This window comes from Streptomyces sp. NPDC043685 (genome assembly GCF_056436585.1).
The window spans coordinates 1-12,677 of the sequence record NZ_JBWKCH010000006.1 but is presented as its reverse complement, the minus strand read 5'-3'; the positions used below and the strand labels follow the sequence as shown (position 1 = coordinate 12,677).

The window sequence follows — 12,677 nt, the reverse complement described above, 5'->3', positions numbered from 1 at the left end:
ACCTTCCCGTCATGCTCGCGCGACTGCCCGACGTTCCCCTCATTCCCCTCGCATCCACTGATCCATCACCGTCAGCAGATGATCGGGGTCGACCGGCTTCGTCACGTAGTCGGACGCGCCCGACTCGATCGCCTTCTCCCGGTCGCCCTTCATCGCCTTCGCGGTCAGCGCGATGATCGGCAGCCCGGCGAACTGCGGCATCCTGCGGATCGCCGTGGTCGTGGCGTACCCGTCCATCTCCGGCATCATGATGTCCATCAGGACGACCGCCACGTCGTCGTGCTGCTCCAGGACCTCGATGCCCTCACGGCCGTTCTCCGCGTACAGCACGGACAGGCCGTGCTGTTCAAGGACGCTCGTCAGCGCGAAGACGTTGCGGATGTCGTCGTCGACGATCAGGACCTTCTCGCCGCCGAACCGGATGCCGCGGTTCGGCTTGGGCGCCGGATCCTGCTCGGGCGGCGTCCACTGATCCAGCTGCGCGGGGCGCGGCGGCAGCTCGGGCATCCTGCGCCGCCGCCGGAACAGGGCGGCCGGACCGTTCTGCGTCTCGCGGTACGACGTCACCTCGGCCGGCGTCTCGACCTCCGCCTCCGACAGCTCGGACGTCGACGCCACCAGGTCCCCGGCCTCCAGGGCGGGCAGCTGCTGCTGGTAGCCCTGCGGCGGCAGCTCGCTGGGGTGCAGCGGCAGATACAGCGTGAACGTCGAGCCGCGGCCGGGCTCGCTCTGCGCGTGGATCTCACCGCCCAGCAGCTGGGCGATCTCCCGCGAGATGGACAACCCCAGTCCCGTGCCGCCGTACTTGCGGCTGGTGGTGCCGTCGGCCTGCTTGAACGCCTCGAAGATCACCCGCATCTTGCTGGACGCGATGCCGATCCCGGTGTCGGTCACGGAGAACGCGATCAGCTCGGCGTCCGGCTCGGTCAGCGACCCGGTCTCCAGCAACTGCTCCCGGATCTTCTGCGGCACGTCGTCCCGCGCCGGCCTGATGACCAGCTCCACCGAACCCGAGTCGGTGAACTTCACCGCGTTCGACAGCAGGTTGCGCAGCACCTGCAACAGCCGCTGCTCGTCGGTGTGCAGCGTCGCGGGCAGCTCCGGCGAGACCCGCACCGACAGGTCCAGGCCCTTCTCCGCGGTCAGCGGCCGGAAGGTGGCCTCCACGTAGTCCACCAGCTGCACGAGCGCGATCCGCGTCGGGGAGACGTCCATCTTGCCCGCCTCGACCTTCGACAGGTCCAGGATGTCGTTGATGAGCTGGAGCAGGTCCGAACCGGCCCCGTGGATCGTCTCGGCGAACTCGACCTGCTTCGGGGAGAGGTTCCCCTCGGCGTTGTCGGCGAGCAGCTTGGCCAGGATCAGCAGCGAGTTGAGCGGCGTCCGCAGCTCGTGCGACATGTTCGCGAGGAACTCGCTCTTGTAGCGCATCGACACCGCGAGCTGTTCGGCGCGCTCCTCCAGGACCTGCCGCGCCTCCTCGATCTCGGTGTTCTTCACCTCGATGTCGCGGTTCTGCTGGGCCAGCAGCTCGGCCTTCTCCTCCAGTTCGGCGTTGGACGCCTGGAGGGCCTTCTGCCGCTGCTCCAACTCGGCCGAGCGCTCCCGCAGTTGCTCGGTCAGCTCCTGCGACTGCGCCAGCAGCAGCTCGGTCTTGGTGTTGACCGAGATGGTGTTGACGCTGGTGGCGATCATCTCGGCGATCTGGTTCAGGAAGTCCTTCTGGATCTGCGTGAACGGCGTGAAGGACGCCAGCTCGATGACGCCGAGCACCTTCCCCTCGAACAGCACCGGCAGCACGATCACCTGCGCGGGCGGCGCCTCGCCGAGCCCCGAGGAGATCTTCAGGTAGCCGCTGGGCGCGTTCTCCACGAGGATCGTGCGCTTCTCCGTGGCGGCCGTCCCGATCAGCGCCTCACCCGGTTCGAACGACGTCGGCATCGAACCCATCGAGTAGCCGTAACTGCCCAGCATGCGCAGCTCGTACTGGTCGTCGTCGGCGGCGTTCATGTCCTCGCCGTCGACGAGCGGCATGGCCAGGAAGAACGCGCCGTGCTGCGCCGAGACCACCGGCGTCAGCTCGCTCATGATCAGCGAGGCCACGTCCTCCAGGTCCCGGCGGCCCTGCATCAGCGCCGAGATCCTCGCCAGGTTGCCCTTGAGCCAGTCCTGCTCCTTGTTGGCGATCGTGGTGTCGCGCAGGTTGGCGATCATCTTGTTGATGTAGTCCTGGAGTTCCTGGATCTCCCCGGACGCGTCCACATCGATCTTCAGGTTCAGATCGCCCCTGGTCACCGCCGTCGCCACGCGGGCGATGGCACGCACCTGCCGGGTCAGGTTCCCGGCCATCTCGTTCACGGACTCCGTCAGGTCCCGCCAGGTGCCGTCGACGTCACGCACGCGTGCCTGGCCGCCGAGCTGCCCCTCCGTGCCCACCTCGCGGGCCACCCGGGTGACCTCCTCGGCGAACGACGACAGCTGGTCGACCATCGTGTTGATGGTCGTCTTGAGTTCCAGGATCTCGCCGCGCGCGTCGATGTCGATCTTCTTCGTCAGGTCACCCTTGGCGATGGCCGTGGTCACCATGGCGATGTTGCGCACCTGACCGGTCAGGTTGGACGCCATCTGGTTCACGGACTCGGTGAGGTCCTTCCACGTACCGGCCACACCGGGTACGTGCGCCTGGCCGCCGAGGATGCCGTCGGTGCCCACCTCACGGGCCACCTTGGTGACCTGCTCGGCGAACGAACTCAGCGTCTTCACCATCGTGTTGATGGTGTCGGCGAGCTGCGCCACCTCACCGCGCGCCTCGATGGTGACCTGCCGCGTCAGGTCACCGTTGGCGACCGCCGCCGAGACCTGGGAGATGTTCCGCACCTGGGTGGTGAGGTTCTTGGCCATCAGGTTGACGTTGTCGCTCAGGTCCTTCCAGATGCCCGTGACACCCGGCACGTGGGCCTGGCCGCCCAGGATGCCCTCGGTGCCCACCTCACGGGCCACCCGGGTCACCTGCTCGGCGAAGGAGGACAGCTGGTCCACCATCGTGTTGACGGTCGTGACCAGCTCGAGGATCTCGCCCTTGGCGTCGACGGTGATCTTCTTCGACAGATCGCCCCGGGCCACCGCCGTCGTGACCTCGGCGATGTTGCGCACCTGGATGGTCAGGTTGTTGGCCATGCCGTTCACGGACTGGGTGAGGTCCTTCCAGGTGCCGGAGACGCCCTGCACCTCGGCCTGACCGCCGAGGATGCCCTCCGTACCCACCTCACGGGCCACTCGCGTGACCTCTTCGGCGAACGACGACAGCTGGTCCACCATCGTGTTCAGGGTGTTCTTCAGCTCCAGGATCTCCCCGCGCGCGTCCACAGTGATCTTCTGGGACAGATCACCCCGGGCCACCGCCGTGGCCACCTGGGCGATGTTGCGCACCTGGCCGGTCAGGTTGGACGCCATGCCGTTCACGGAGTCCGTCAGATCACGCCACACACCGGCCACACCCGGCACCTGCGCCTGACCGCCCAGCCGGCCGTCCGTACCCACCTCGCGCGCGACCCGGGTCACCTGGTCGGCGAAGGCCGAGAGCTGATCGACCATCGTGTTGATGGTGTTCTTCAGCTCGAGGATCTCGCCGCGCGCGTCGACGTCGATCTTCTGCGACAGATCACCCCGGGCCACCGCCGTCGTCACCTGCGCGATGTTGCGCACCTGGGACGTCAGGTTCCCGGCCATCGAGTTGACGGAGTCGGTGAGCTCCTTCCAGGTACCCGACACACCGTCCACGCGGGCCTGACCGCCCAGACGGCCCTCCGTGCCCACGTCCCGGGCCATCCGCGTCACCTGGTCGGCGAAGCTCGACAGCTGGTCCACCATCGTGTTCACGGTGTTCTTCAACTTGAGCATCTCGCCGGAGACGTCGACCGTGACCTTCTGCGACAGATCGCCGTTGGCCACCGCCGTCGTCACCTGGGCGATGTTCCTCACCTGACCGGTGAGGTTCCGGAACGCCGTGTTGACGGAGTCCGTCAGGTCCTTCCAGGTGCCCGCCGCGCCCGGCACCTGCGCCTGGCCACCCAGCTCACCCTCGACACCGATCTCCCGCGCCACACGCGTCACTTCGGCACCGAAGGCGGACAGCTGATCCACCATCGTGTTGACGGTGTTCTTCAGCTCCAGCATCTCGCCGGCCACGTCGACCGTGACCTTCTGCGACAGATCACCGTTGGCCACCGCCGTGGTCACCGCGGCGATGTCCCGCACCTGAGTGGTCAGGTTCCGGAAGACCGTGTTCACCGAGTCGGTGAGGTCCTTCCACGTCCCCGCCGCACCCGGCACGTTCGCCTGGCCGCCGAGCTGCCCCTCGGCTCCGACCTCGTTGGCCACCCGCGTGACCTCGTCCGCGAAGATCCGCAGCGTCTCGGTCATCTGGTTGATCGTGTCGGCGAGCTGCGCGACCTCACCACGCGCCGGCACGGTCACCTTGCGCGACAGATCACCGTTGGCGACCGCGGTCGTCACCTCCGCGATCCCGCGCACCTGGGCCGTGAGGTTCCCGGCCATGGTGTTCACCGAATCGGTGAGTTCCTTCCACACACCGGCCACACCCGGCACCTGCGCCTGGCCGCCCAGCGCGCCCTCCGTGCCCACCTCACGGGCCACCCGCGTCACCTCGGAGGAGAACGCGGAGAGCTGGTCCACCATCGTGTTGACGGTGTTCTTCAGCTCCAGCATCTCGCCGGCGACCTGGACCGTGACCTTCCGGGACAGATCGCCCTTGGCCACCGCCGTCGTCACCAGCGCGATGTCCCGCACCTGAGCCGTCAGCCGGTACGCCATCGTGTTGACGGAGTCCGTCAGATCGCGCCACGAACCCGACATGCCCCGCACCCGGGCCTGCCCGCCCAGCTTGCCCTCGGTGCCCACCTCACTGGCCACCCGCGTGACCTCGTCGGTGAACGTCGACAACTGGTCCACCAGGTTGTTGACGGTCCGCCCGACCTTCAGGAACTCGCCCCGCAACGGCTGGCTGTTGCCGTCCGGCACCTGCGTCCGCAGCTCCATGCGCGGCGACAGATCACCCTCCGCCACCGCCGACAGCACCCGGCCGACCTCGGAAACCGGCCGCACCAGGTCGTCCACCAGGGCGTTCGAGTTGTCGATCGCCGTCGCCCAGGAGCCCTCGCAGGCACCCGTCTCCAGCCGCTCGGTGAGCTTGCCCTCGCGACCCACCATCCGCCGCACCCGCGACAGCTCACCCGTCAGATGCAGATTGCGGTCGGCCACCTCGTTGAAGACCGCCGCGATCTCGGCCATCACGCCGTCCCCGGACACCGTGAGCCGCTTGCGGAAGTTCCCGTCCCGCATCGACACCAGGGCCGCCATCAGCCGGTTGAGGGCCGCCGTGTCCACCTCGGTCGTGCCGCTGCGCATCCTGCCCTGGTTGCTCGGGGACTGTCCGCCTTTCGCGCGCGCCTTCTTGCCGCGCGTCGCTGCGCCAGACTCCACTGTGTCCCTCCCGCAGGGGTCGACCGTCTCTGCTGTGCTCGGGTACCACGCTCGGCGTACCAGTTACTACTGCGTATTCTCGCCCTGACATACCGGTCCGGTTCCATGGGGCTGCTGCCCACGGGCCGCATCGGGCACACGGCCTGCCCAGACCTTCACAAGAAGCCTGCCCAGTGTTTCACCCCGGCCGAACCAGGCCATAACAGTTCGGCAGCTTCGCACATCGTCCGCACACCCTGCGGACGGAAACACTGCAGACCGGCATCCGCTCGGACCGCGAAGGTAAGTAACCTTGCATCCGGCTGTCCAGCCGCGCCGGTCCGTCCGGCCTGGGCGGTGGCACGAAGACGAGCGGGCATCGGAGGGGCGGCCGCACACATGACCACCGGACTGATCCCGGGGGGACAGCCCCCGGACCCCCGGCCGACGGGCGCCCTGCCGCAACAGCGGCGCGAGCCGGTCGGTCCCGCAGCCCAGCACGTCGAGAACCGGTCGAGGAGTTCTGTGATCACCGCGCGCGCGGCCGCCAGTTTCGAGCCCGTCGGGCGATCTGTCGCGAGCGCCCGCTCCTTCGTTCGCGACACCCTCCAGGGCTGGGGCTTCGCCGACATCGTCGACGACGCCGTCGTTCTCACCAGCGAACTGGTGACCAACGCCGTGGTCCACGCCGGCACCTCGGCCGACGTGCTGTGCCTGCGCAGCGACGAGGGCGTCCGCATCGAGGTCGCCGACCGCTACCCCGAACGCGAGATCCCCCTCCAGGGCACGGCCATCAACATGGGCAGCCCCGACCGCGAGGGAGGGCGCGGCCTCCAGCTGTGCGCGGCCCTCGCCGGCCGCTGGGGCGTCGAGTACACCCCCACCCACAAGACCGTCTGGTTCAAGCTGGACCTGCCCGCGCGCGCGGTGGGCACCCGCGCGGCCGGCCCGGCCCTCCCTTCCGACCTCCTCCCCCTCGCCGACGGCCGGGTCCGCGTCGCGGTCATCCAGATCGACCGCACCGGCCACATCACCGCCTGGAACGAGGACGCCGAGGAACTCTTCGGCTACCCGGCCGAGCAGGTCACCGGCAAGCCCCTGACCGACCTCGCCGCCTGGCCGCACACCCCCGGCACCAGCACCGGCATCGCCGAGGCCCTCCGCCTCTCCCGCTGGGAAGGCAGCTACGGCATCCGCGCCGCCACCGGCCGCGTCACCCCCGTCTACGCCTCTCACCTGCGCGTCCGTGACACCGGCGGCGAACCGTCAACCGTGTGCCTCCTGGTACGGGACCACGAACGGGCAGTTCTTCAGACGCCCCTGCGCGTCCCCTCCTCCGACTCCGCCACCGGCTCCGAGGGCCAGAGCACCGACCCCTTCGAGGTCTTCATCGGCTCCCCCGCCCCGGACGACCTCGACGGCCTCCTCCAGCGCACGGTCGAACGCGCGCGCGACATGCTCGACGGCGACTCCGCGTTCCTGCTGCTCGCCACCGACGACGAGACGGAACTGGAGGTCCGCGCCTCCACCGGCCTCCCCTCCGCCCGCCAGCGCTTCGCCCGCGTCCCCGTCGAAGCCGGCCCCGGCCGCTACGGCTCGGCCCGCATGCCCGCCGTCCACGACGACCTCACCGCCGTCCCCGGGGCGGTACCGCTCCTGAACGGCACGGGCATGCGCTCGGTCGTCACCGTCCCCCTCAAGGTCGAGGGCCGTCTCACCGGCTCCCTCGGCGTCGCCGCCGAGGCCCCGGCCAGATACTCCAACGAGGAGGCCCTACGCCTCCAGTTCGCCGCCGACCGCATCGCCCTCGCCGTCGAGTCGGCCCGTCTGGGCGAACTGGAGCGCCTGCGCCGCGGCTCCCTCAGCTTCCTCGTCGAGGCCTCCGACCTGCTGGCCGGCACCCTGGACCGCGACCAGACCCTCGCCCTGATGGCCCAGATGACGGTCCCCACCCTCGCCACCTGGTGCGCCGTCTACACCATCGCCGACCAGGCCTCCGAGCCCTACCTCTCCTACGTGCTGCACGAGGACGAGGAACTCATCGACGGCATCAAGTCCCTGCTGTCGAAGGTCCCGCCGCCCGACCCGGTCCCCACCCCCGGCGCCCGCGTCTGGACGGCCCCCGGCGAGGTGGCCCACCAGGCAGCCCTGCGCAGCTCCATGCGCAGCCTCGGCCTCAGCGGCAGCACGACCCGCCAGGTCACCCCGGGCATCGGCCCGACCCTCGCCACCGCCTCCGCCGTCGGCGGCGAGACCGTGGTCCTCCCGCTGGTCGCCCGCAACCGCGTCATCGGCATGCTCACCCTGGGCAAGCCGACCGACGAGCACTTCCGCCAGGAGATCCTGGAACTGGCCGAGGACCTCTCCCGCCGAGCCGCCCTGGCCCTGGACAACGCCCGCCTCTACTCGGAGCGCACGGCGATCAGCCAGTCCCTCCAGCGCAGCCTCCTCCCGCCGGAGCTGCCGCTGATCGACGGCGTCGAGGTGGAGGTCATCTACCGCGCGGCCGGCGAGGGCAACGAGGTCGGCGGCGACTTCTACGACCTCTTCCCCATCAGCGACGGCGCCTACGGCTTCGCCATCGGCGATGTCTGCGGCACCGGCCCGAACGCGGCCGCGGTCACCGGCCTGGCCCGCCACGCCCTGCGCCTCCTGGCCCGCGAGGGCCTCAGCGGCCCGATGGTCCTGGAGCGCCTCAACTCCGCGATCCTGGACGAAGGCGCCCGCAGCCGCTTCCTCACCCTCCTCTACGGCGAGATGCGGCCGCAGGAGGACGGCAGCGCGGAGCTGAAGGTGGTCTGCGCCGGTCACCCGCTCCCGCTGCGCCTGCGCCAGGACGGCACGGTCGAACCGGCCGCGGAACCGCAGCCGCTGCTCGGCGTCATCGAGGACCTGGAGCTCTACGAGCAGACGGTCACCCTCGACCCGGGCGACGTGCTCCTGTGCGTCACGGACGGCGTCACCGAACGCCGCGAGGGCGCCCGCATGCTGGGCGACGACGGCCTCGCCGATGTCCTCACGACCTGCACGGGTCTGACGGCCGGCGCGGTCGCGGCCCGCATCATGCGCGCGGTGGAGCGCTTCGCGTCGGACGCCCCGTCGGACGACATGGCGATCCTGGCGATGCGCGTCCCGGGCCTCCACAAGGACTGAGGGCTGTCCCGCCAATAACCGCCTATGGCTCCGGGAACGGCGGCGTCTCGTCCATCACCTGCAACAACTTCCGAGCAGGTGTTGCTTCTTCTGGCCGTACGGAGGAAGCGACACCCTCGATGACTGACCGGCCCGCGTACACGGCTGCCCTTGAGTCTGCCTCCCAGCCGGTTTGCTGCCGGTAGCCCGCGTCGTGCTTGCGGTCCTGGGCCGCCGCAGCGGCGGAGTGCCACTGGTCGGTCCGGCATATACAACCCAGCAGGTCCAGCACCTCGGCCTTGCAGGCGACGTGCGGGGACCCGACCAGTTCGAGAAGGAACGGAACAGTGGGAGCCGTCGCCTAGCCAACAACGAACCCCAGCGCACAGACGGCATCGCCCAAGTCATCGATGGCGATGCGAGCTGTGTCCTCATCCCCGTATGCGATCCGGGACAGCAGAGAGGGGATACCTCCGGCCGCGGTGCCCGTCGCGCCGCGCAGTTCTCCCCAGCGGCCCCCGGAGACACTCCTCAACAGACTTCCCACGTCCTGCTCCTCATCAGGTCGCCCGGCGGTGCCTTGAGCATCGTGCAGCTAAGAGCTCGTCACACGATCACGATCCGGGCTTCTTGAGGCGTGTCCACGCACACGCGGGTCGTTGGCGGTGCGCCCCGAAGGCGCGATGTCCTTCGGAGCGCGCGGCAGGGGTTCGGGTTCAGGCGTTGTAGCCGCCGTGGGCGTCCAGCACTGCGCCCGTGACGTACGACGCTGCGGGGCTCGCCAGGAAGGCGATCGCCGCGGCGATTTCGTCGGGGTGCCCCATGCGTTGCAGGGACAGCGAGCTGACCAGGGCCTTGAGGGTCTCGGGGTCCGGCGGTTGCATGCCGCCCTCCATCAGTCCGGCCTCCACGACGTTGGCCGTGATGTGCCGGGGCCCGAGGTCGCGTGCGACGCCCATGGTGTACCTCTCGATCCCGGACTTGGTCGCCGAGTAGTCGGCGAGGCCGGGGGCGCCGACCCGGGAGCCCAGTCCGGAACTCACTGTGATGATGCGGCCGCCCGTGCGCAGCACTCGGGAGGCGGCCCGGATGACGGCGATCACGCCGAGGTAGTTGGTGGCGTGCATCCGGTCCAGTGCGGCGGTGTCGGCATCCGGGTCGTCCACCGTGCCAGCCACGGAGATCGCCGCGTTGTTGACGAGGATGTCCAGGCCGCCGAAGTGCGCGACCACGTCGTCGATCAGTGCCGGCGCCCGGCTCGTGTCCGCCTGGTCGGACTGGAAGGCGACGGCCTTGGCTCCCTTGCCGTGCACCTCGTCGACGACGGCCTGCGCCTGTTTCTCGGAGCTGACGTAGGTGAAGGCGACGTCGGCGCCCTGCTCGGCCAGCAGTCGTACGGTCGCGGCTCCCAGTCCGCGCGACCCCCCGGTGACCAGGGCGACTTTGCCCGTGAGTGGCTTGCTCATTCTTCTCACCTCGTTGATTGACCCTTCCGGCAGTCGCAACGTTATTTGTTACGACAGGCTGTTGCAACCTGCCCTGTTACGACTGCCGTAACATGAAGCAGTGCGGCCGAGAGGAGGAGCCCATGAGCGCCAACAGCAGGCTGACCATCGCCGCCCACGCGCTGGCCTGGATCGGCCTCTACCAGCGCCAGGGCCATGAGGTCGCCACCTCCGAGCAGATCGCGACCAGCGCGAACACCAACCCAGTGGTGATCAGACGGCTGCTCGGCGAGCTGCGCAGGGCCGGGCTCGTGGAGTCCCGGCGGGGCGTGGGCGCGGGCTGGTCGCTGGCACGCGAGCTGGAGTCGATGACCCTGCTCGACGTGTACGAGGCAGTGGAACCCGGCCCGCTGTTCGCAATGCACCGCACCACCCCGGACCAGGGATGCGTGGTGGGTCACGGCATCCAGCCGGCGATGCAGAGCATCTACGAGGGCATCGAGAAGACCCTGAGACACGAGCTGGCCCGCGTCACGCTCGCGAACGTACTCCGGGACGTACTCGCGGCACCTCGCTAGCCTCCCCGTTACGCCCTGACATCACCAAGACTCCCATCCATGCCCAGGCCGGCGACAACTTGATCTTGTTGTAGTGCCCGGGTCCGGCGTGACCGATGTGACGATTCCGCCGTTCGGGAGGATGTGAGCACCCGGCCATGGAGCGTGGACGACGACTTGTGGGCGCTGTTCGAGCCGCTGCTGCCGCCCTGGCCAGAGAAGTCGCCGGGCCCACGGCCGGTACCGGACCGGCTGTCTCTGCAGGGCATCCTGTACGTCCTCTGCAACGACATAGCCTGGCAACTCCTGCCGCTGGAGCTGGGATTCGGCTCAGGACAGACCTGCTGGCGGCGCCTGGACCGCTGGCAGCAGGCCGGAGTCTTCGACCAACTGCACCGCATCCTGCTCGCCGAGCTGAACGCGGCCGGCGAACTCGACTGGTCCCGCGCGTGCGTGGACGGCTCCCACATCCGCGCGAAAAAGGGGGCGCCGACACTGGTCCGTCGCCGGTCGACCGCCGCAAGACGGGCAGCAAACACCACCTGATCTGCGACGGACGAGGCACCCGCTCAAGGTCATCACCACCGCGGCCAACGTCAACGACGTCACCCAGACCCTCGCCCTGGTCGATGGCATCCCGCTCGTGGCCGGACGGCCCGGGGCGGCCACGCCGCCGCCCCGACTCGCTCCTCGGTGACAAGGGCTACGACTCCAACCCCGCCCGCCGGGAGTTGCCAAGCGGCGGATCCTGCCGGTCATCTCCCGCAAGGGCGCCCCGAACATCAAGGGCCTGGGCAAACTCCGTTACGTCATGGAGCAGACCCTCGCCCTGCTCCACCAGTTCAAACGCCTTGCCGTCCGTTGGGAACGCCGAACCGAACTCCACGACACCTTCGTCTCGTGGGCCTGCAGCCTCATCTGCTGGAGACGCCTCAAGAAGGCCCACCCATGATCGTGTTACGAGCTCGAAGGGTCAGGGCCTGTACGGGACAAGGCTCAGGGAACGCGAAAGGCCCCACCCGTGAGGGTGGGGCCTTTTCTGGTGGAGCCCCCAAACGGAATCGAACCGTTGACCTTCTCCTTACCATGGAGACGCTCTACCGACTGAGCTATAGGGGCCTGTTGCTTTGCGAGGTCTCCCCCGCGGCAACGGAATAGATCATACCCCGAACAGACCCGTGCTCCCAACCACGTCAGAAGGCGGGCTGGAGAAGTCCTCCGAGGGCATTGCAGGCGGACACGATCCGCTGCATGTCCCGCTTGGTGAGGGACGCGTCCACGGGCAGCGCAAGCGTCTCGTCGGAGGCACGCTCGGTTTCCGGCAGCGCAACACACCGCCGGAATTCGGGCAGCCGGTGCACGGGCGTCTTCACCGGCACGCGGCATTCAACTCCCTTGCTCCGCACGGCCCGCGCGAAGGCGTCCCGGTCGGGCCGCCCATTGCCCGGTACCCGCACGACGTACTGCTGGTAGGTGTGCCCGTCCCCGTCCTCCGGTGTCCGGACGCCCCTCAGCTTCGCATCGAGGTAGGCCGCCCGCTCCCTGCGCTGGGCTATCTCGTCGTACGGCGCCTCTGACTCCCCTTGCTCCAGCACCAGCAGCCCGTGCCGCTGCCCCAGGGCGTGCAGCCGAGCGATGTCGGCGAGCCGGCCGAAGCGATGCACGACCACCACCGCAGCGGTCCGCGAAGTGACCGCCGCTTCCACCGCGGTGACGTCGAGGCAGTAGGTGGCGGGGGCTATGTCGGCGAACACCGGAAGCGCCCCGGCCATGGTCACGGCCTCGGCCACCTCGACGTTCCCGAAGGCCGGCACGACGACTTCGTCACCGAGTCCGACACCGGCGGCCCTGAGCATTGCAGCAGTACCCATGCCGTGGATGGTGGTAGCGCAACGTGAACTTCAAGTGACGCGCAACAAAAAAGGGTTGGACCCGGAACCTAAGTTCCAGGTCCAACCCTTTCAATGATTGTTCGGCGGCGTCCTACTCTCCCACAGGGTCCCCCCTGCAGTACCATCGGCGCTGTAAGGCTTAGCTTCCGGGTTCGGAATGTAACCGGGCG

At 68.9% G+C, this 12,677-nt stretch carries 5 protein-coding genes, 1 tRNA gene, 1 rRNA gene and 1 pseudogene; 3 read left to right on the top strand and 5 right to left on the bottom strand.

Annotated elements, in window-relative coordinates; translation table 11 throughout:
• Window positions 1-39 precede the first annotated feature (39 nt).
• Window positions 40-5,502, bottom strand: a complete 5,463-nt coding sequence (locus AC0665_RS20280; RefSeq protein ID WP_468402388.1) for a HAMP domain-containing protein — start codon at window positions 5,500-5,502, stop codon at window positions 40-42.
• Window positions 5,503-5,880: 378 nt separating this feature from the next.
• Here AC0665_RS20280 and AC0665_RS20275 point away from each other — a divergent pair, with 378 nt between their 5' ends.
• Window positions 5,881-8,634, top strand: coding sequence for a SpoIIE family protein phosphatase (locus tag AC0665_RS20275; protein ID WP_468402386.1), 2,754 nt, complete (start codon window positions 5,881-5,883; stop codon window positions 8,632-8,634).
• Between the two features lie 695 nt (window positions 8,635-9,329).
• Here AC0665_RS20275 and AC0665_RS20270 read toward each other — a convergent pair.
• Complete coding sequence (locus AC0665_RS20270; protein ID WP_478705501.1) at window positions 9,330-10,079, bottom strand: SDR family NAD(P)-dependent oxidoreductase; 750 nt, start codon at window positions 10,077-10,079, stop codon at window positions 9,330-9,332.
• A gap of 122 nt (window positions 10,080-10,201) precedes the next feature.
• On the opposite strand from AC0665_RS20270, the gene AC0665_RS20265 reads away from it, so the two are divergent.
• Together AC0665_RS20265 and AC0665_RS20260 are read left to right on the top strand one after the other, a co-directional pair.
• On the top strand, window positions 10,202-10,636 hold the full coding sequence (locus AC0665_RS20265) for an Rrf2 family transcriptional regulator (protein WP_388246105.1): 435 nt from the start codon (window positions 10,202-10,204) through the stop codon (window positions 10,634-10,636).
• A 123-nt stretch (window positions 10,637-10,759) separates the two neighbouring features.
• Window positions 10,760-11,567, top strand: a pseudogene (locus tag AC0665_RS20260) (IS5 family transposase).
• Between the two features lie 91 nt (window positions 11,568-11,658).
• Here AC0665_RS20260 and AC0665_RS20255 read toward each other — a convergent pair.
• From AC0665_RS20255 to rrf, 3 genes are all read right to left on the bottom strand, one after another.
• Window positions 11,659-11,734 (bottom strand) — tRNA-Thr (locus tag AC0665_RS20255).
• A 74-nt stretch (window positions 11,735-11,808) separates the two neighbouring features.
• Entirely contained in the window at window positions 11,809-12,471 is a 663-nt protein-coding gene (locus AC0665_RS20250; protein ID WP_478705705.1) for a DegT/DnrJ/EryC1/StrS family aminotransferase, read from the bottom strand.
• 114 nt (window positions 12,472-12,585) lie between these two features.
• A 5S ribosomal RNA gene (gene rrf, locus AC0665_RS20245) occupies window positions 12,586-12,677 on the bottom strand; the annotation flags it as partial.

Coding starts and splice junctions, on each gene's coding strand:
- AC0665_RS20270 (WP_478705501.1), bottom strand. CDS start 10,079: ATGAGCAAGCCACTCACGGGCAAAGTCGCCCTGGTCACCGGGGGGTCG.
- AC0665_RS20275 (WP_468402386.1), top strand. CDS start 5,881: ATGACCACCGGACTGATCCCGGGGGGACAGCCCCCGGACCCCCGGCCG.
- AC0665_RS20265 (WP_388246105.1), top strand. CDS start 10,202: ATGAGCGCCAACAGCAGGCTGACCATCGCCGCCCACGCGCTGGCCTGG.
- AC0665_RS20250 (WP_478705705.1), bottom strand. CDS start 12,471: ATGCTCAGGGCCGCCGGTGTCGGACTCGGTGACGAAGTCGTCGTGCCG.